Source organism: Heliomarina sp., from assembly GCF_052826185.1.
This window is the reverse complement of sequence record NZ_JBRBUI010000013.1, coordinates 60,587-79,934: the sequence shown is the minus strand read 5'-3', so window position 1 is coordinate 79,934 and position 19,348 is coordinate 60,587. Positions and strand designations below refer to the sequence as shown.

The following is a 19,348-nucleotide window of genomic DNA, read 5'->3' as shown; positions in this document are numbered from 1 at the left end:
ATTAGAGTGCGTCACAGGAGAGGTTGGTAGCCGCCGTTTTCGCCAAAAGCCTGTTCACGATAGAGCCCCATGGCCCGCATGACCGGCAGGTCGTTCAGACAGAACAGCACGGCATCGTCGCGGTCCGAGGCATTGGCGTGTTCATGCCACGCCCAGGACGGAACGCAGAAGATATCATGCTCGTTCCAATCGAAGCGCTTGCCGTTGATGATTGAATGGCCACTGCCTTTGGCGACATGATAGAGATAACTGCCGGTATGACGATGGGCCTTGGTCCGCTCGCCCGGCCGCAGCAGCTGCATGCTCGCCCCCAGGGTCTTCATCACAGGTCCGTTCGTGACAGGGTTAACGTATTCCATCAGCACACCGTCGAACGGCGATCCGTCCGAGCAGCTGGCAAGTTTGATAAGAGCTTCGTAGGTCGGTGCCCATTCGTACTTGAACATTGGGCTGTAGCCCTTCGTCCAGTTTCCGCCGCCCGGCGTCAGACCGGGATTACCCCATGTCTTCGTCATGTCGTCGACCGGATAGGCGACAGCCTGACTCAGATCCGGATGAACCTCGTAGAAATTGGCCTCCATCGCGTTGACAAAGGGAATATCGAGCCCGTCCTGCCAGATGCAGGGTGAGCCATCTGACGAAACTGCATGTTCGTGCCATGTGCCGTTAGGCGTTAATACGAAATCGTTATGACCCAACGTCATCTTGTGGCCGTCGACCACGGTGTAGGCTCCGGTGCCCTCCATGATGAAGCGGATCGCACTGGCCGAATGGCGATGCGCGCTGGCCTGTTCACCCGGATGCATTACCTGCAGACCGGCGTAGATCCACCCCACCGCTGCCGCGACATCGCTTCGACCCGGGTTGTTTAGGTAGATTACCCGTCGTCCGGCTTTTTCAGGCGTCACCAGTTCGACTGAACGCAGCACATGCTCGCGAAGGTCTTGGAACCGCCACAGCACCGGCTTCGAGTTGCTCACGGGCTCCCAAGGTTCGATCTTGTTCGCGACAGTCCAGAAAGCGCCCGCGTCATAGCTTTCAAGCTCATCGTAATAAGCCAGCAACTCTGGCGTATCCTCGACGTTAGCGCGTCCGGCAACGTCCTCGCGGTAGCTGTCTCTCGGGTTGCTCATCGATTCCTCCATTCGCGTACTGGAAACGACCATATCGGCGTTCAACACAAAATCAAAATATTTTCGAAAATTCTATTTTCTTGCTATTATTACAGGTATCAGCGAAAATATTCTATGGTTTCGGTACTATTGGCGCTTGCTTCCGCTGTTCAGTGCCGAGCAGAGAGGACAGTTCGTGGGCAAGGCTTTGAGCAAATCAACCAGATCGCGCGGCGAGCAGGCCTATTCGCTACTGCGTCACGAGATCATTAGGGGAGCCTTTGCCCCCGAACAGCCATTGCGATTGGCTCAGTTGCAGGAGCGCTGCGGCGTTGGCTTTTCCCCGCTGCGTGAAGCTTTGACACGGCTGGCGGCCGAAGGTCTGGTTACCTCCGAAGCTATGCGTGGCTTTCGCGTTGCCCCGCTATCGCTTGACGATCTGCGCGACACGATGGAAACGCGGACCTTTGTCGAAACCGAGGCTCTGCGCCGCTCGATCGAACGCGGCGACGACGACTGGGAAGGACGTATCGTCTCGAGCCTGCACGCGCTGGGTCGCCAGAACGAACGCAGCCATCCTGACGATGCCGACAGCCTCGCCGCGCTGGAAGACCGTCATCGCGATTTTCACGTGGCCCTGATCTCGGCCAGCGGCTCTCGCAGGCTGGAGCAAATTATTGATAACCTGTACCTCGGGTCGGTCCGTTACCGGATGCCCAGCCTCAGCAACCTTTCATCGAACCCAGCCCGCGACCTGATGATCGAGCATGGCGCGATTTCAGACGCGGCGCTTGGCCGCGATGCGCCGCTCGCCGTCGAACTGCTGACCGCTCATTACTGTCTAACCGCCGAATTGCTGATCCAAGCTCATTCTGACCGGTTAGGCCGAGCTGCCAAGGGCTGAGCAGAATGAGGAAGAGACGTTCCGGACCTGGGACATTCGGACCACAGCTGAACCGATCCGCCCGCGTCCGTACCGGTGATTTATGGAAGACAGCTTAACATGTGGCCTCGGACCTGACTCAAGTTCTGAGTGCTGAAATCATACCCGCATCTTCCATTTGCTCTCTGTCTGGAAGGTCGCGTAGGCTCTGCAATCCGAAGGCCACCAAGAACTGCTCCGTGGTCACGTAGGTGTAGGGTGCGCCCGGCCGTGGCGATCTTGGCCCGTTCGCAATAAGGTTTCTCCCGTGCAGCCGACCGATCAAGTCACGGCTGATGTCTTTGCCGAAAATATCCTTTAACCCGTCGCGTGTAACCGGCTGATCATAAGCGATGGCAGCAAGCACTGCGATGTCGAAATCAGCCAGGTCCAGAAGTTGCTCGGCAACGTCGGCAGCGGCGCGAATGGCAGACGCGTAGGGAACGCGCGTCCGGAACAGCCAACCATCGGCAACCTTCGCAAGCTCAAATGCCCGCCCTTCCAGATCGGCTGCCAGATCATCGATCAGAAGGTCGACCGAGACCCCCTGCCCTACCACCCGCGCCAGATCTTCGCGCGACACTGGTGATCCGGTTGCGAACAGCACGGCCTCGATGCGCCGCATCCATTCACGCCAGCGCAACTCCGGTGACAGATCAACCAATTCTCGGTCAAATTCAGGCTTGGATCGATCCTTTGTCATCGCTTAGACGCCGTATAGCCGGAACGTGTCACGCCCCGTAAGCTCCCGCACTGCACCGAGCTGAACCAGACGGTCGCAAAGGCGGCGCGCCGCACGGTTCGGCAAGGGTAGAGCCGATGGCATGACGGCATCGCGGGTCAAGAAGATCTCGACTGCTCCCCCCGCGCCTTTGGACCGGAGCTTCGGCGCGACTGCCTTTAAGCGAATGGTGCGCCGGGCAAGATCGGCGGCAAGAGGTACGACATCGCTCGCCGAGGTGATGATCGCCCGATGACAGGCCAGTCGAAGGTCTTCACCCCGCTTGCGCAGGTCTGCGCGTTTCAACCCAAGTGCCAAAAGAGGTACGACATAGTCCCAACCAATCGCTTGGGCCAGAGCGGCATCAGCCATGATCAGCGCCAAAGTTTCAGTATTCGGCACGTTCTCTAAAACGGTTTCCAGAACCGTAGCCACGCGAGACGCAGGGGCACCCCGCGCTGCGGCAAGCCAGCTGGCAATCTGACCTTCGGTTAACTTTGGCAATATCCGGTCCAGCGCGTTGAGCTTCACCGGACGCTCGACTGCACGACGCCAGGTAAAACATATCTCTCCAGCCGGACCGGGAAGATCGCCGGGGCGCAGAAGGTGCAGCGCATCCCGCAATTCCCTCTCGCGCTCCTGCCGGCCAGAGAATGCCACACAGGCCGTCGCAGCTCCGAGTGCCAAGCGGTCTCTTAACAAGGCTTGGGGGACGACGTTTTGACTCAACACCAGATGCAGGTGGCTCAACGCCGCACCCGACAAAAACGCCACATCCTCGAGCGTTTCGACACGCGTAGAGGTGACCCAAGAGGGCATCCGAGATATATTCTCGAGACCGCCAGTCAGCGTCATCTGGGAAAACGTCATTCCCAACCTCTACCCGACCACGGCGCTTTTGCCTACATATTAATAGAGAAACCGCCCGTCCCTATTGGGTCTTGCTATGTCCGATAATCTTGATTTGGTCAACGACGATCTCTACGCTTAAAAGTAGCGTTTAGGTTAGACGCAGTCCGAAAATCGAACTGCTTCCGAAAAGAGAGCATTGGTATCGGCTTTCAGGTCTACCCGACATAATCTCGATGCCGGCACAAAGGTAAAACAATGAGAGAGGGTAAAACAAATTTTCGGTGGACGGGATTGCGTCAGACACCGTCGATGAGGATGTCCAGGGCGCGCTTCAAGGCGTCCCGGTGCGCCGCCAGAGACCCTACCACTTCACGCAGCTCCGATCCCGGCACCGCAGCCATTTCCTGCACACGAACGATCCAAACACTCCCTGCAACCTCAACAGACGGGGTAAGACCTGGAAAAGCGGCGTACCGTCCCGCGTCACGCAGCGGAGCCACGATCCGAGACGCGTCAATGCCAATCAGATCAGTCTGAAGATCCACAACAAGTTGACCACTTGCGAGGCGGTAGAGGTCAAACTGCGCCATAGTCCACCTACCCTAAAAACTTCTGTAGCCGGCCAGCGGCAACCCTTCCTTCGTAACCTCCTCGGCATAAGCTTCGATCGCAGATTTATTTTCAGTGCGCCACAAGCGATTTCGCTCCAACTTTGCGGCATCGGCTATCGCTGCTTCGGCGAGACGAGACATATTGAGCCCAAGCGCGCGGGCGGTTTCCGCGACATCGGCATCGAGGGTCAAATTGACTTTCACGCGTCCCATGGTAGCCTCACATATAATACGTATGATTTAGGAGTATAGACCAAGCTCATCGTCCGAGCAAGATGTTGCAGAAGACTCTTGTCTTCCCTCGGATGTAGCAAAGGCGCGCTCACTTGATTTGCGGGCAGAAACGAAAGCGATTGCGATTTGCTGTCAGTGTCAGAAAACACGCTGAAGGCCTACACTAGGGACTGGGCGCATTTTTCGCGTTGGTGTCGAGTGAAAGACGTCGACCCCCTGCCCCCGTCGCCAGAGATGATTGGTCATTATATCACCGATTTCGCTGCTGGTGCTAACGCTTCACCTGTACTGTCGGTTGGCACGATCGAACGTCGTCTCGCGGGATTGGCTTGGAGTTTCGCGCAGCGCGGATTCCATCTGGAACGCACGAACCGTTACATCGTGACCGCGATGGCTGAGATCAAGCGCAAGAATGCGCGACCCAAAAGACAAAAAACCGCTGTCTCAGCCAACGATATCTTAGCGATGATTGCTACCTTGCCCTTCGACCTGCGCGGGCTTCGCGATCGAGCTATTTTGTTGATTGGCTTCACTGGTGGGTTGCGCAGATCAGAGATCGTAAGCCTCGACATCCTTCCGTATCCCACGCGTGAAGGCCGCAATCGCATCGAAATTTTGGAAGAAGGGGCATTGCTCACCCTCCGTGCCAAATCTGGTTGGCGTGAGGTCGAAATCGGTCGAGGGTCTAGCGAGCAGACGTGTCCGGTTCATGCTTTGGAACAATGGTTAACCTTTGCGAAGATTGGTGTCGGGCCGGTGTTCGTGGGAATATCGCGCGATGGCAAACGGGCGCTTGAGACAAGGTTGAATGACAAGCACGTGGCACGGCTCATCAAGCAGGCGGTTCTTGACGCTGGCATCCGGTCCGAATTGCCGGAGAGTGAGCGGCTGGCGCTTTTCTCCGGTCAATCGCTGCGCACCGGTCTTGCCAGTTCAGTTTCAACTGAGGAAAACGACTTGCCGGATCTACGCGGGCAGACCTCGTTCGACATCATCCGCAACTCCAAGCGTCGCCGAAAAAAATTCGGAGTGAATTTGACCAAGGCCGCCGGTCTATAGGAGATCGTTCAATTTGGCCGCGGACTGCTTGGGTTTCGCGGCGAAACCTTATGACTTTTCCAGCAAGAATTGTATTTCGGTCAACAGGCTGTCCATACGTTCGGCGTCAATCGCCCTGCCCTCGAACCTGAGAACAAAACCCTGGCTATCTTGCATTGATCGAATTGTGATCCCCGTAGATGTTTTGATGCTCTTCGCGCCCGCCCAGTTTGATGGCTGCTTTTCAGTCTTTGGCCTGCCGCCTCGGCTCTTGTCGCGCGGTGCGGATTCTAATGCGACAATCACAGGTTCCATCAGCGCCCATTCCTGATCCGCGTCGTCCGCCGAATGGTTCGACAGCGCGTCACGTAGGCGAGCTTCGGCCCCAAGCCTCAAAGCCGCAGCAAGCCGCAGGCCACGCTTTTCGGTCAGCAGCTCAGCGTGTTCAAGCATATCGCCAAGCTCTTCGAAGATCAGAGCAAACGACCGCACCTTGGACCGCTTGGCCTTGGACCCGTTTGCGAACAGTTTCGCAACCGCTTCCTCCGTATTCGCAAACGCGCCCTGCTGTGCCGAGATAACTGCAATTCGGCCACGCTCGAAATGACTGAGTTCGGAGCGGATCTCATTTTCTTCGACCATCGAGACAAAGGCAGCATCCATCCCGGTTCGAGGACGAAGGATGGCGCGAATTCTTGTGTATTTTTCCGCCTCGGTCAGATCGTACAAACCGCGAACAGCCAAGAGACGCCGATAACCCGAAATCAACCCGTAGCGGACACCGTCAGGCCGGGGCTTTTCCAACTCGTAAACTTCAATCGGCAAGCGTAGCCCGCTGGAACTGATGGAGAGGCGCAGCTCAAGCATTTCGGCTTCGTCGACGTTCATCCGGTCGCGTATTATCGCACTCTCGGCGATCTCACGCGTCGGAAGTTCGGTTATCAACAGACCTTCTTCCTGTGCCTTGTGATACCGTGCTGCGTCGGCCTCGGTTCGCGCCCGGACCGCCCGGACGTCGGCCCCCTCTGTCTGGACCTGAGATGCAGTTTCGGCGGCAACCTGCGCGATCGGCGCGATCGAGTGCGACAGCGGCGGGCGAGGGGAGGTTTCGCTGCGAAACTCCTGCTCGATCCGGTCGAGGTCGGCGGTGCTCGGTGTTTCCAGACGTCTTCGCTTAACCATTGCCTTACTCCTCCTTCTCTGCGTTTGCCATCTGCTGATCTCGCCACCACGTCCCCAGAACGAGTTCCTTTATCTCCGCCCAGGTCTGATCGAAGGTCTCGCGACCGCGAACATACGTATCGCGATTGAACTCCCGGTAATCAGCCTCGTAGATACCGTTGACCTGCTCGCCAGCTTGCCCGACCATCGCTGTCATCTCCTGACGGTACGTGGTCATAAAATCCCCGAAATAGGCTTGGATGACATTCGCCAGATCCGTCTGCTGGCCTGCGTCGAACCGGGTAATCAAAGCTCTCACAGCGTCCCATTCGAATTTCATTTCCGGCAAGCCATCCCTCCGGCGGGCGGCATTCTCGCCATCCTCCACGCTCGCAAAGGTGGAATAGAGCATATCAAAAAAGCGACCCGTCGAGTCGAATTCCAGAAAAGACGCCCCAAGTGGCACCAAAAGGATATCTGCAGCAGCCAGTGCATTGATCGTCAGGTAGCCGAGGGCCGGCGGCGTATCCAAAATGATGATATCGTATTCATCAACGATCGCCTCTCTTGTTAAAGCGTTGTTCAACGCATCCCATAGCGGCCAGTTACGAAGACCCATTCTCCAGACGGGAACTTGAAACTCGGCCCAGTAGAGATTGAGCTGCGACCCCATCAGATCGATGTTCGGCCAGTGAGTCGACTGAATCACATCGCGCGCAGACACATTCAACGCCTCCGACAGTGTTTCGTCGAAGGGCAGGGGGGCTTTACCCGCAGCTTCCCGAACACTATTTTCATCCTGTACGGAGAGCGCGTAGTCCTTGGCCAAGAGCGGAAAAGCAGTCGACCATTCGTCGGGCACAACCCCTCCCATGATCGAGGTCATGCTGCCCTGACTGTCAAGATCTATGACAAGAACCTTGTACCCGTCCAAAGCAGCGGACATTGCCAGATGAGCTGCAGTAGATGTCTTGCCAACACCGCCTTTGAAATTCGCCACCGCAATCGTTTTGGCGGGCAGGCCCTCAGGACGCCATGGTCGATACTCCCGGCCTGCCGCGCCCTCGGTCGCAAAATGGTCTCGCAACGCAAGCACTTCTTCCAGGGTGAACCACTTGGAATTTCCTTCACCTGTGCCTTGCGGCAAATCCGGGTGGCTTCGTAAAACCCGTCTGAAATGACCGGGCGCAACCGGTATCAGATACCGGCAAACTTCCCACGTGGAAAATCGGCGCAGCCTCTTGCGTCCGTCAGGAGCGTATCCGCGCTCTGCAAGATCCTGCCTACCCTTGGATGCAAAAGCGGCAGCCTTGGCGAATCGTGCTGTATCGATAGGCTGTGACAAACGCTGCGCTGCCTTGGCCGGATCAATGTTGAAATATGGCGGTATATCGTCTTTGCCTGCAGACATGTCGTATCCTTGAGGATGTTCGTTATTATTTGGGTTTTGCCAAAATCTATCGCACATCAACAGCTCTATGTGAATCCTTTCCGAGAATTCAGACGCTGTTTGAGCTCATTTCATTGAGAGAAGGCATCAACAAGTTTGTAGAGTCTTTGAGTAGTTTAGATTCTTTACTTCTAATAAGTCTTTTTATCACAATAACTTAACTGACTTTCGGTACCGGGATACAGGTGCAACGGTACCCGTCAACAGGATGTAAGGTACCCGGTTGCGGGCGGAAAGGTGGCGATTCGCGGTATTAAGGGTATCTGCAAGCGGTAAGAGTCTATTTTGCGGTGAATTTCAAAGGATCGCGTGGTTTTCGCTTCGGTTGATACCGTATTAGGGTACCTTAGGCTCCCCGTTCGCAGGTGATTAGAGCGTTAAGGTACCCATTCTCGGGATCGGTAATTTTGCGTAGAAGGACCCGCATCCCAGTTGCTATCGGGTACCTAATCGGCCATACTTTGCAGAAAAGCCAAGAGCGAGCAGGGACATGGACGACATACCTCGGGACAAGCTAAGCGGCGCATTGCGCCGTGGTGCAGTGAAGAAACACGTCGCCGCTATCCACGTATCGGGGAAGTTGACGCTTCTTCAAAGAAAACTTTCGAACGTCTTGCTGCTCAATGCCTACGATACCTTGGTAACACGTAGCAAGCACCAGATAGACGCGCGAACTCTATGTTTGATGATCGGCTATAATTCCAACGATATGGATACCCTGAAACAGTCTCTGAAGGGTCTGGCAGAGACTGTTGCGGAATGGGATATGCTTGATGCCGACGGCGAACAGGAGTGGGGCATCTCCAGTCTCCTGAGCTATGCCAAGCTCAAGGGAGGTATCTGCGAATATGCCTATTCACCCGCGCTTGCCGAAAAGCTGAACGACCCAAAGGTCTTTGCCCTTATCAACCTTAATATTCAACGCCGTTTCACATCCGGCCATGCACTGGCTCTTTACGAGAACTGCTATCGTTTTGTCAGGACAGGATCGACGGGATGGTGGCCGCTTGATCTGTTCCGCCGGCTCATGGGTCTCGACGGATCAAGTTATTATGAAAGCTTCAAGCATCTGAACGCCAAGGTCATCAAACCGGCCGTTTCAGAAGTGAACAAGACCAGCAATATCCTGATCACTCCCGAAACACGAAAACAGGGCAGGGTGGTCACCGAAATCAGGTTCCGGATCAAGGAAAACCCGCAACTCGCTATTCTCGACATCGATGATGGTGAAGCGGTTCGGCACGGTGCTGTCTATTCGCGACTGCGCGAGCTTGGTGTAAGCGATCGACTGGCAAGACAGTGGTTGAACGCTCATGGGGAAGACGAGGTCTCAGCCCGGTTGGACTATGTGGAGTCGCGTCGAAACGTCAAAAGCAAGGTCGGCTACCTCAGCGCTGCATTGAGCAATGATTTTGGAGGGGAACCTGCGGCTAAACCGCAGCCGAGTGAGCGTGGGGAACGTCTGCGTCGGGTTCAGGATGCGATCAGGAAACGGACACCGACGCAGAGAGACGCGGACAAGCGACTCTTTTTGAGCCAGGTCCAGGATGCAGCCGCGCGGCAGGATTTCGAGAACCATGGCTGGATGTCACCCCTGAACGCTACGCGTATCGCCTTGTTCTGGGAAGAAATGTCCCCGGGTATCTTCGACGGTTTGCCGTCGTCAGAATAATCAGGCGTCGCCTTCGGGGAGAGCTACTTCGACACCCGCGTCACTCAGCAGTTGGTAGATGTGTGCGAATGTTTCGTCGGCCGTCATCGATTCCGATTTGCGTTGGTTCAGGAACTCTTCAGCAGGGGCGAAAAAGCGGATCGCGGCATCGACCTCGCGATCGGTGCCCTGACGATAGGCTCCTATACGGATGAGTTCTTCCATATCGGCATACCGTGCCAAGGTACGTCGCGCCGCCTGCAAGACTGCGTATTCCGCTTCGCTATGACAATCCGGCAGCATACGAGAAACGCTCTTGTAGAGATTGACCGCCGGGAACCGGCCGCGCTCTGCGATTTGGCGATCAAGCACGACGTGGCCGTCTAGAATACCTCGGACTGTATCAGCAACGGGTTCGTTCATCTCTCCGCCGTCGACCAGCACCGTATAGATGGCAGTAATATCACCGCTTGTTCCGATGCCCGGACCGGCTCGCTCCATCAGCTGCGGCAATTCAGAGAAAACGGTTGGTGGGTAACCTTTGGAGGTGGGTGGTTCGCCTCCTGAAAGACCGATTTCGCGCTGCGCGGTTGCAAAGCGGGTCACGCTATCGAGCAGCAAGAGCACCTGCAGCCCTTGATCGCGAAAATACTCCGCCACGGTTGTCGCGGTCCAGGCTGCCTGCCGACGCATCAGCGGCGGCTCGTCACCGGTCGAGACCACAATGACTGAACGGGCCATGCCTTCGGGACCGAGGTCATCCTGAATAAAGTCCTGAACTTCCCGCCCCCGTTCGCCGACAAGACCGACCACAATCACATCCGCCTGTGCCCGTCTGGCCATCATAGCCATCAAAGTGGACTTACCGACGCCGGACCCGGCAAACACGCCCATCCGCTGCCCTCGGCAGAGCGGCGTGAAGACGTCAAATATCTTGATACCGGTATCCAGACGCTCGCCCGTGCGGCGTCGTTCAAAGGCCGGGGGAGGGGGAGATTTCACATAGCGGGGATCGTTGCCTTCGTGCAGAGCGCCCTTTCCATCGATGGGGGCTCCGAGTGCGTTGACCACCCTTCCTTTCCAAGAAATGTCCGGCCTGACGATGTTGGCATCGGCGCAGAGCACGACTTTGTCCGCGACGGCGACGCCAGCCCAGGTGCCAAAGGGAAGCACATGTGTGCCATTGCGATCGATACCGACAACTTCGCCCATGACTGGCCCGCGATGACCATGAACTATGCAGCGCTGCCCGATGCCCATCGCCCGTTCGATTCCGGTAACGGTAAGGTTCAAGCCGGTGACAGAAGCGACTTGCCCGACTATTCTTGAGTTTTCTAGCGTTCTGGCAAGAGTAGATAGTTCGGAGAATGCAGTTGTCATGTATAAACCACTGGAATTCAGATTTAATACATGGTACTTCTTAGGCGACCAAAAGGAAAGAGCCCTTGAAGCTGGAATCTATTTCATATTTTGGCCTTGCATCGCAGCGGATGGAATGGCTTGGCGCGCGGCAGAAAGTTCTGGCCGAGAACGTTGCCAATGCTGACACGCCGGGCTTCAAGGCGCGTGAGGTGAATTCCTTTGAGGATGTACTCAGCAAGACGGTTTCCGCCGGGCAGGTGACGGTGACGGCGCCCGGACATATTGCTGGTACGGGAACCGGTGTGGATGGGGTTCGGGTCGAGGAAGACCCCGAAGCGTGGTCGAACAGCCCGGATGGCAACAGCGTTGTGCTGGAACAGCAGACAATCAAGGCAACCGAAGTGGCTGAAAGCTATCGGTTGGCGGCAACCCTGTATCGGAAAGGGTATGAGATGCTCACCCTCTCCGTGACGGGTATGCGGTAAGCAGGGGTAGGGAATGGATCCGCTTCAGACGATAGCAAGAATTGCTGCCAGCGGCATGCATGTACAGAGCGCGCGACTTCAGATCGTGGCGGAGAACGTGGCAAATGCGGATTCCACCGGTAATACGCCCGAGGCCGATCCTTATCGCCGCAAGACGATCTCCTTCGAGGAGTTCATCGACAGAGAGACGGGCATGACTTCGGTTCGCGTGGCTGACGTTGGGCGCGACGAAAGGCCCTTCACGTTGCGGCACGACCCGTCTCATCCGGCGGCAAATGAGGATGGTTACGTCAAGGTTTCAAATGTCAGCCCAATTCTTGAGATGGCCAACATGCGTGAGGCTTCCCGCAGCTACGAAGCCAACATGAACCTGTTCGAGGCCGGGCGCCGTATGCGTAGCCAAATGATTGATTTATTGAAGTAATTTAGGGAAAGAAAATGGCCGAAGGTATTTCAGTCATATCCAGCGCCTCGGTTCGGGGCGCCTATGGCGCGTCGAAATCGATGGTTGCGGAAAAGTCGGACGCCACCGAGGCGACAAGCTTTACGCAAATGGTTGAAAAGGCCGCCGGGGACGCGGCCCAGACGGTGCGCGAATCCGACATGGTCGTCCGTTCCGGTCTGGCTGGCGAGGCAAGCACCCAGCAGGTGGTCGAGGCGACAATCGCGATGGAATCGACGGTAAAAATCGCGGTTTCGATGCGCGACAAGCTGGTCGCAGCCTATCAGGAAGTTCTACGGATGCCGATCTGATCCGGAGGATCCTGGGCAATGAACGAAGCTGACACCTATACGATTTTATCACAGACGTTTCTGACAGTGCTTTATGCTTCGGGGCCAATCATGGCGCTTGCGCTTGCGGTCGGGTTGGTCATCGCCTTTTTTCAGGCTCTTACGCAAATCCAGGAAATGACGCTGACCTTCGTGCCAAAGATTGTCGCGATCTTTCTGGGACTGCTGGTCGCAACGCCGCTGGCTTTTGCCGTGCTCCAGCGCCTGTCCGACAGAATTTTTGATATGATGGTTTCGGGGACGGTATGATCCGGGCGGCTGCAATCATATTGATCCTGCTGATGCTGGCGGTCCCCGTTGCGGCAACAGGCTGGCAGGGGTTCTACACGCCGAGTGAACGGGCGGGCTATGCAGGCATGGCCATTGATGACGATGCGGTCTGTGTGCGCGAAATCCTTAAGGCTCAGCTTCGCTATGGAATCCCCAGCAACATATTGCTGGGGATCGGGTTGCAGGAAGCCGGGATCAGGCGCGAAGGCAGCCTGACAGTATGGCCATGGTCGGTGAACGCAGAAGGTGAAGGCCGGATTTTTGCCAGCCGCGAGGCAGCCAACGACTGGGTGCAACAGCGTCGCGCCGAAGGCGTTCAGTCCATCGATGTCGGTTGTCTTCAGGTCAATTTGCACTGGCACCCCGAGGCATTCAGCCATGCGCTCGAGGGCTTCGATCCGGCGGTGAATGTCGACTATGCGGCGCGATTCCTGAAATCCCTCTACCGCAAGACGGGCGACTGGGAGATCGCGGCGGGCTCTTACCATTCCTTCACGCCTGAGCGTCGCGAGGTCTATCTGTCCTCGTTGCGCCAGAACGTAATGGTGGCCAATGGCCGGCTTGAAGAGTTTCGCGTTCTGGCCGGTCAGGCCCGTCCTCGCGGCGAACAACAGTTGGAAAGGCCGGAACCGCAAACAGGCATGGTCTGGTCATCGGGGTTGAGCCGCAGCCAGCAAGGCAAAAACGGCGCACGCAGCATCTATTCGCAGCATGATATGCAGCCATTGTTGCCGCAGTTTCTACAAGGGCCGGATTGATGGCAGCGATGGAACAGGGTGGATTCATGACCAGTTTCGCGCGCGGCTTTGCCGGGCGCGACGTGGGTTTTGCTATTGGCGTGACCCTTGTTCTTGCTGTGCTCTTTGTGCCGCTGCCGGCAGTGATACTGGACCTCGGACTGGCGATTTCACTTTCGGTGTCGGTTCTGATCCTCATGGTCGCGCTCTGGATACCGAAACCGCTTGAATTCAACTCCTTCCCAACGCTGCTGCTGGTGGTCACCCTTTTGCGCCTTTCGCTCAACGTGGCTTCAACCCGGCTCATTCTCTCCGAAGGTCACACCGGGGCAGGGGCTGCCGGCGGTGTGATCGAAGGGTTTTCGCGCTTTATTGTCGCCGGGAACTTTATCATCGGCATCGTGATCTTTGCGATCCTCGTCGTGATCAATTTCGTCGTGATTACAAAAGGTTCGACCCGTATCGCTGAGGTCGCGGCCCGTTTCTCGCTCGATGCCTTGCCGGGCAAACAGATGGCAATCGATGCCGACCTTGGATCGGGCCTGATCGACGAGGCGACTGCAAGGGCGCGTCGCAAAGAGCTTGAAGACGAGATGGGATTTTTCGGCGCGATGGATGGTGCGTCGAAATTCGTCCGTGGCGACGCGGTTGCCGGGATCATCATCACGCTTGTAAACGTCATCGGCGGTATCCTCGTCGGGGTGACACAGCACGGCCTGTCACTGTCGGCCGCAGCAAATTCCTACACCACGCTTACCATCGGCGACGGTCTGGTATCGCAGGTGCCCGCGCTGATCGTGTCCATGGCAGCGGGCCTGATCGTGACCAAGGGCGGTACCGAAGGTGCCGCGAACGAAGCGGTGTTAGGTCAGCTTTCCAAGTTTCCCAAGGCCCTCTTCATGGCCGCCGGTCTTTTAATGGCAATCGGACTGTTACCGGGCTTTCCGATGCCGATCTTTTTCATTCTCGCCATCGTAATGGTTTCGCTCGGGTATGCCATGCATCGGCGTGTTATCCGCGAGAAAGAAGAGGAACGGCGCGCGCAGGCTGCGAGTGAGCGGGCAGGCGCAACGAATCCTGAAGAAGATATGCGTGCCAATATGAAGCTTGATGATCTTAGGCTCGAACTCGGCAATTCGCTGGTACCATTGACCGTCGGGTCCGATGCAGTTCTGCCCGGCAAAATCCGTAGTTTGCGCGGACTTTTCAGCCGAGAATACGGTTTCATCCTGCCATCTGTTCGTATCAAGGACGACGCGAACCTTCCGGCGATGGTCTACACGGTGTCGATTCAAGGTGTTGAAGTGGCCCGGGGCGAGGTGAGGCCGACGCTCATGATGGTCATCAATCCCGCCGAAGCGCCGATCCAGATTCCCGGAGAAAAGGTCAAGGATCCGACGTTCGGACTGGATGCGGTCTGGATCGATCATGCCAACGCGGCCGAAGCCGAAAAGCAGGGCTATACTGTCGTCGATCCGGAGAGTGTGATTACGACTCACCTGACAGAGGTCATCAAGGAGCACATGCCCGAACTGCTGACCTATTCGGCGACGCAGGAACTGGTGAACGGTCTTGATCGCGAGTATCAGAAATTGATCAATGAAGTTTCCGGAAAAACGCCGGTGATCACCCTGCAGCAGGTGTTGCAGACGCTGTTGTCCGAGCGGGTTTCGATCCGAAATCTGCCCTTGATTGCCGAAGCCATGGCAGAGGTCGGACATTCCACCAATAACGTCGTCACCATCACCGAACACGTACGCAAACGTCTGGCCAATCAGATCTGCCGCGCCCTGACCGACGAAAGCGGTTTTATCCCGGTCTTCACGCTCAGCGGGTCTTGGGAAAAGGAATTCGCCGAAGCCGTTCGCATATCGGGTGATGAGCGTAACTTCCTGATGTCGCCGCAACGGGTTCAGGAATTCGTGCTCGCGGCACGTCAGCAGATCCAGAAATGCGCGGCAAGGGACGAATGGCCTGCCTTGATGGTGGCACCCGAGGCGCGGAGTTTCGTGCGTTCCATGCTCGAGCGGGTAAGCCCCAACACCCAGGTCATCTCGCATAACGAAGTGCATCGAAAGGCGCATATGCGCACCGTTGCGACGATCGGCAGCTAAGCCATGGATCTGACCGCCCTGTGGACCTCGCAGATCATGGGGTTTGCGCTGGTGTTCGCCCGGCTGGGTTCGATCATCGTTTACATGCCGGCCCTCGGCGAACAGCTGGTGCCCATGCGTCACCGTCTCGTCTTTGCGTTGGTTCTGACATTGGCACTGTACCCAGCGACGCCAGTTGGCTCGCTGTCGATAGGATCGCCGCTGGAACTGTTGCCCCTTCTGTTGATCGAGGTTTTGATCGGCATCTGGATCGGCGTCACGGGACGTATTGTTCTGACAGCGTTGCAGCTTGCGGGCTATCAAGTAGGCATCGTGTCGGGCCTGTCCAACGCCTTCGCTCCGAATGTCGGGTCGTTTCAGGGCTCGACTCTACTTGCCACGGTTATCATGCTGACCGGTGTCACCCTCATTTTCGTGACAGACCTGCACCACGCCATCATCGAAGCAATGCTCATGAGTTATGATGTCTTTCCACCGGGCGGCGCCATCATCGGGGATATGGCCGAACAGGTGGTTCTGGCCGCGAGCAAGAGCTTTTATATCGGCACCATGATCGCGGCACCGTTTTACGTCATGGGGCTGGTTCTAAACGTCGGCCTTGGGCTTACAAACCGCATGATGCCAACCCTGCCGGTGTTTTTCGTCGCCGCGCCTTTGCTGATTGTCTGTGGCCTCTTCGTGCTGGTCATGTCGTCTCCGATGATGCTGCGCTCATGGCTTGGCTTCTTTGCCGACTGGCTCGGCCTTCTGGCATTCTGACGGGAGGCGGGCATGGCAGAGGAACAGGAAGACAAGAGCTCCAAAAGTCAGGAAGCGACCCCGCAAAAGCTCAAGAAGGCGCGCGAGCAGGGAGACGTACCGTCTTCTCAGGAAGTGGGCATGATGATGACCGTCGTGTCACTGCTTGCGCTGACAGTTTTTATTCTGCCGGCTATCGGTCCGCAGCTTGCAGGCATCCTAAAGCAGATGCTTGAAATCTCTGGAACAGCGCGCATTGGCGAAGGTGTCGGCGGTGTGCGGGACATCGGTTCGTCCGTGACCGCTTTTGCCGGACGTATCAGCCTTGTTCTGGCACCAGTTCTGGGGGTGTTTGTCATTGCTGCCATTGTCGGCGTGGCCATTCAGGGTGAAACGGTCTTTGCGGTCGAGCGCATCCGGCCAAAATTTTCCAAACTGTCTCCGGCAAAAGGGTTCACGCGGATTTTTTCCGGCGGTGCATTGGTCGAGTTCCTCAAAAGTGTCGCCAAGGTTCTGGTGGTCGGAACGCTGGCCGTCTGGCTGACCTACGTCTCGATCACCGAGATCTGGCAGACCGAGAACTTTCTGCCTGAATTCCTGCTTGGTTACGTTCAGGGCTTTGTCCAGCGATTGCTTTTGATCGTTGCGGTTTTCGCAGTGGTCATCGCCCTGATCGATGTCATCGTTAAGCGTGTGCGCTGGCTTATCCGTCAGAGGATGAGCGTCAAGGAAGTGCGCGATGAGCATAAGGATCAGGAAGGCGATCCGATGATCAAGGGCAAGCGCAACCAGATCCGCCGCCAGAATTCGCGCCGACGCGTTGCTGCCGCGGTATCAGAGGCGACCGTCGTCTTGACCAACCCGACCCACTACGCTGTGGTACTGAAATACGAACCGGGCGCAGATTCCGCGCCGGTCTGTACGGCAAAAGGGGTAGAGTTGATGGCCGCACAGATCCGGCGTCTTGCACATGAGGCGGAAGTGCCCGTTGTCGAGAACCGCCCCTTGGCCCGAGCGCTCTATTCCGTTGCCCAGGTCGACGAGGTGATCCCGGTCGAGCACTGGCAGGCGGTGGCCGGAATTATCCGCTACATTCTGGACATGCGGGCAAATATCGAAACGAGACTGCCCGAGGGTTCATCGCTACGCGACGACTGAAACTTTTAAAGCTTCAGGTCGTGCAGACGCTGGTCGCCGGGCAGTTTGGAGCGTTCAAGAATGATCCGCGAAATGGCGCGTGCGCGGGTGCGGTTCAGTTTCGCAAGGATCGGCGCCGCATCCCGTTCGGGCATCGTGGCAAGCACCATGACGGAAACCTCGATATCGAGATCGTCCATGATCGCGGCGGCTTCTTTCGGTTTCATCGCGGCGTAAAGCGCGACCAACCGGTCGACGTCATCGGTTTGTGCCTTCTGGATGCGGTCGAACATCTCTTCAAGTTCAGCTTTCAGATCAAGCAGGTTCGCCTGATCTATCGCCAGCTTCTCTTCGGCAATTTCGATTTCGGCCTTGCGCTCGGCCAGACGTTCTTTCTGGCTGTCCAAAAGGTCGCGTTCGTCGCTCATCGCCTGCAACATCATTTCGGGCGTTTCGCAGATCGGGCGCGGTTCGGGCGAGCAGCTTTGCGGTGCCGTCGCCGTCTCTTCTGAATCGGCCGCAAACGCAGCAGAGATAAAGGCGCTCTGGATGACATCGCCCGGCTCACTGTCGAGGTTCATGATCGAGCTGCCGGTCTTGGCCAGGCCGGCAACTGCCAGCGCACCTAGCATCAGCGTGATTGGACGGGGGCCTCTCATGCTTCGCGGCTCCGGACGGTGTCAAAGAAGCTGCGAACCATGTCCGCTTTGCCGGTAACAGACGCAACGCCAGCCGGTTTCTTCTGAGCCGTGGGACGGATCGAATGGAACGACGGGCTGTCCGTCTGGCGCGGCACAGCCGCTGCGGCGGCTTTCTGTTCCTGCAGGGACTCGGTTACCGATTTCATGGCCGCAACAGAATCTTCCGATTTATCCACGGCGGCTGAAAACTGACCTACGACGGGTTCAAGATCGCGCAAAACGGCAACGAGGTTTCGAACCCGACGATCGACCAGATAGGCATAGCCCAGAACGCCAGCCAGAAGAGCGAGGATGAGAATATCAATCAAAAGCGACATCTGTAGGTTCTTCCTTTTCACTAAAGTCCCGCGTGACACGCAGCGCGACAGCGCCGTTTCTTCTATGTCCGACCGCAGCATTGAACATTTTCAGCTCTGCGCAGCTTACGGTCACTTCCTGATCTGACTGGATGCCAAGATCGACAATCTGGCCCGGTTTCCAGCCAAGGATGTCATTCAGTTGAATTTCCGGTTCGTGCAGCACGGCATCGACGGTTACATCCGTACCCGACAATGTTTCCGTAATAAGTTCCCGCCATGAACTGTCACCGCCAAGCTGACCGCCACGAAAGGGTTGCGCAAGGATATGGCGGATTTCTTCGAATGAGGAATGTGGCAGTACGAATGTCAGTTTGCCGCCGCGATCATCTTCAAAAACGATGTTCATGACCAGCTTGATGCAGGCCGCTGCCGGCTGCGCAAGCACCATCGTATGCGGGCTGGTTTCGGCGCGTTCAATTTCGAAATCGATCTCACTGACCTGGCTGAACGCGGCGGTTAATTCGTAAAGCACGGTTTCGCAAAGCCGGATTCCGAGACGTTTTTCAATTGCTGAATAGGCGCGCGGGGTCCAGTTGCTCTGGCTGACCATGCGGCCGCCGAGGTTGATTTCGAGCGTGGTGAAAAGAAGCTTTGGGTCGATGACCACGCCGATTGGCGCGCCCCATGGAAGCACCGAAACGACGAGAGGCAATTCGTCGGTTGGCAGGCTTTCCAATGCCGCGCCGCAGGACATGTATTCGAAGCTTTCAAGGGATGCTTCTGCGCCGGTTCCCGAACAATAGCTTTTCATTACCGGACCAAGTGCCAGTGCAAAGCGGTCGAACAGGACTTCGAGCACCGGGAGCCTCTGGTGGCTCGTGCTTGCTGAGCGGATGATCAGTTCCTCGACCCTTTCGGACGAGGACGTATCGATCTGTGGGGATGTCTGTGTCTGAGCCAT

21 protein-coding genes and 1 pseudogene are annotated in these 19,348 nt (G+C 56.7%); 11 read left to right on the top strand and 11 right to left on the bottom strand.

Features of this window, described 5'->3' with window-relative positions; all coding sequences use genetic code 11:
• Positions 1-11 precede the first annotated feature (11 nt).
• Complete coding sequence (locus tag ACU0FH_RS02795; protein WP_446193262.1) at positions 12-1,133, bottom strand: cupin domain-containing protein; 1,122 nt, start codon at positions 1,131-1,133, stop codon at positions 12-14.
• Positions 1,134-1,308: 175 nt separating this feature from the next.
• Between ACU0FH_RS02795 and ACU0FH_RS02790 the strand changes: the two genes are divergently transcribed.
• Positions 1,309-2,016, top strand: a complete 708-nt coding sequence (locus ACU0FH_RS02790; protein ID WP_446193261.1) for a GntR family transcriptional regulator — start codon at positions 1,309-1,311, stop codon at positions 2,014-2,016.
• A gap of 118 nt (positions 2,017-2,134) precedes the next feature.
• Here the strand turns inward: ACU0FH_RS02790 and scpB are convergent, their stop codons facing one another.
• The 4 genes from scpB to ACU0FH_RS02770 all read right to left on the bottom strand — a co-directional run bounded on the left by scpB (position 2,135) and on the right by ACU0FH_RS02770 (position 4,431).
• Positions 2,135-2,737: an SMC-Scp complex subunit ScpB gene (gene scpB / locus ACU0FH_RS02785; protein ID WP_446193260.1), complete on the bottom strand. Its 603-nt coding sequence runs from the start codon at positions 2,735-2,737 to the stop codon at positions 2,135-2,137.
• A gap of 3 nt (positions 2,738-2,740) precedes the next feature.
• Entirely contained in the window at positions 2,741-3,625 is an 885-nt protein-coding gene (locus ACU0FH_RS02780) for a DUF1403 family protein (RefSeq protein WP_446193259.1), read from the bottom strand.
• A 278-nt stretch (positions 3,626-3,903) separates the two neighbouring features.
• A complete protein-coding gene (locus tag ACU0FH_RS02775; protein ID WP_446193258.1) occupies positions 3,904-4,197 on the bottom strand; it encodes a CcdB family protein in 294 nt (97 codons plus the stop codon).
• A gap of 12 nt (positions 4,198-4,209) precedes the next feature.
• Positions 4,210-4,431 carry a type II toxin-antitoxin system CcdA family antitoxin gene (locus tag ACU0FH_RS02770; RefSeq protein WP_446193257.1) on the bottom strand — a complete coding sequence of 74 codons (222 nt, stop codon included), beginning with the start codon at positions 4,429-4,431 and terminating at the stop codon, positions 4,210-4,212.
• A gap of 58 nt (positions 4,432-4,489) precedes the next feature.
• Between ACU0FH_RS02770 and ACU0FH_RS02765 the strand changes: the two are divergent.
• Positions 4,490-5,511: pseudogene (locus ACU0FH_RS02765) on the top strand (integrase); the annotation flags it as partial.
• 48 nt (positions 5,512-5,559) lie between these two features.
• Here the strand turns inward: ACU0FH_RS02765 and ACU0FH_RS02760 are convergent.
• Positions 5,560-6,672, bottom strand: a complete 1,113-nt coding sequence (locus tag ACU0FH_RS02760; RefSeq protein WP_446193256.1) for a ParB/RepB/Spo0J family partition protein — start codon at positions 6,670-6,672, stop codon at positions 5,560-5,562.
• Positions 6,673-6,676: 4 nt separating this feature from the next.
• On the bottom strand, positions 6,677-8,062 hold the full coding sequence (locus ACU0FH_RS02755) for an AAA family ATPase (protein WP_446193255.1): 1,386 nt from the start codon (positions 8,060-8,062) through the stop codon (positions 6,677-6,679).
• A 529-nt stretch (positions 8,063-8,591) separates the two neighbouring features.
• Between ACU0FH_RS02755 and ACU0FH_RS02750 the strand changes: the two genes are divergently transcribed.
• Positions 8,592-9,773 carry a replication initiation protein gene (locus tag ACU0FH_RS02750; RefSeq protein ID WP_446193254.1) on the top strand — a complete coding sequence of 394 codons (1,182 nt, stop codon included), beginning with the start codon at positions 8,592-8,594 and terminating at the stop codon, positions 9,771-9,773.
• On the opposite strand, the gene fliI is transcribed toward ACU0FH_RS02750, so the two are convergent.
• Positions 9,774-11,132, bottom strand: a complete 1,359-nt coding sequence (gene fliI, locus ACU0FH_RS02745) for a flagellar protein export ATPase FliI (RefSeq protein ID WP_446193253.1) — start codon at positions 11,130-11,132, stop codon at positions 9,774-9,776. It lies immediately after the preceding gene.
• 65 nt (positions 11,133-11,197) lie between these two features.
• Here fliI and flgB point away from each other — a divergent pair, with 65 nt between their 5' ends.
• Genes flgB through ACU0FH_RS02705 form a run of 8 tightly spaced genes read left to right on the top strand, consistent with a single transcriptional unit; the run spans position 11,198 to position 17,408 of the window.
• Positions 11,198-11,599: a flagellar basal body rod protein FlgB gene (gene flgB, locus ACU0FH_RS02740; RefSeq protein WP_238372826.1), complete on the top strand. Its 402-nt coding sequence runs from the start codon at positions 11,198-11,200 to the stop codon at positions 11,597-11,599.
• A gap of 13 nt (positions 11,600-11,612) precedes the next feature.
• On the top strand, positions 11,613-12,023 hold the full coding sequence (gene flgC / locus ACU0FH_RS02735) for a flagellar basal body rod protein FlgC (RefSeq protein ID WP_238372825.1): 411 nt from the start codon (positions 11,613-11,615) through the stop codon (positions 12,021-12,023).
• A gap of 14 nt (positions 12,024-12,037) precedes the next feature.
• Complete coding sequence (locus tag ACU0FH_RS02730) at positions 12,038-12,352, top strand: flagellar hook-basal body complex protein FliE (RefSeq protein ID WP_088634315.1); 315 nt, start codon at positions 12,038-12,040, stop codon at positions 12,350-12,352.
• Between the two features lie 18 nt (positions 12,353-12,370).
• Positions 12,371-12,640 carry a flagellar biosynthetic protein FliQ gene (locus ACU0FH_RS02725; RefSeq protein WP_088634314.1) on the top strand — a complete coding sequence of 90 codons (270 nt, stop codon included), beginning with the start codon at positions 12,371-12,373 and terminating at the stop codon, positions 12,638-12,640.
• Positions 12,637-13,419: a lytic transglycosylase domain-containing protein gene (locus tag ACU0FH_RS02720; RefSeq protein ID WP_446193252.1), complete on the top strand. Its 783-nt coding sequence runs from the start codon at positions 12,637-12,639 to the stop codon at positions 13,417-13,419. The genes ACU0FH_RS02725 and ACU0FH_RS02720 overlap by 4 nt, the downstream gene beginning before the upstream one ends.
• Positions 13,420-13,445: 26 nt before the next feature.
• The gene (flhA, locus tag ACU0FH_RS02715) at positions 13,446-15,512 is read left to right on the top strand and encodes a flagellar biosynthesis protein FlhA (protein ID WP_446193251.1); all 2,067 of its coding nucleotides are present in this window, start codon (positions 13,446-13,448) and stop codon (positions 15,510-15,512) included.
• A gap of 3 nt (positions 15,513-15,515) precedes the next feature.
• Entirely contained in the window at positions 15,516-16,271 is a 756-nt protein-coding gene (locus ACU0FH_RS02710; RefSeq protein WP_446193250.1) for a flagellar biosynthetic protein FliR, read from the top strand.
• Between the two features lie 12 nt (positions 16,272-16,283).
• Positions 16,284-17,408 (top strand): EscU/YscU/HrcU family type III secretion system export apparatus switch protein, encoded by a 1,125-nt coding sequence (locus tag ACU0FH_RS02705; protein WP_446193249.1) that lies wholly within the window; start codon positions 16,284-16,286, stop codon positions 17,406-17,408.
• 5 nt (positions 17,409-17,413) lie between these two features.
• Here ACU0FH_RS02705 and ACU0FH_RS02700 read toward each other — a convergent pair whose 3' ends face one another.
• The 3 genes from ACU0FH_RS02700 to ACU0FH_RS02690 are packed head-to-tail and all read right to left on the bottom strand — an operon-like array spanning position 17,414 to position 19,348.
• Positions 17,414-18,046, bottom strand: a complete 633-nt coding sequence (locus ACU0FH_RS02700) for a MotE family protein (RefSeq protein ID WP_446193248.1) — start codon at positions 18,044-18,046, stop codon at positions 17,414-17,416.
• Positions 18,043-18,405 (bottom strand): flagellar motor switch protein, encoded by a 363-nt coding sequence (locus ACU0FH_RS02695; protein ID WP_446193247.1) that lies wholly within the window; start codon positions 18,403-18,405, stop codon positions 18,043-18,045. The genes ACU0FH_RS02700 and ACU0FH_RS02695 overlap by 4 nt, the downstream gene beginning before the upstream one ends.
• Positions 18,389-19,348 carry a FliM/FliN family flagellar motor switch protein gene (locus tag ACU0FH_RS02690; protein ID WP_446193246.1) on the bottom strand — a complete coding sequence of 320 codons (960 nt, stop codon included), beginning with the start codon at positions 19,346-19,348 and terminating at the stop codon, positions 18,389-18,391. The genes ACU0FH_RS02695 and ACU0FH_RS02690 overlap by 17 nt, the downstream gene beginning before the upstream one ends.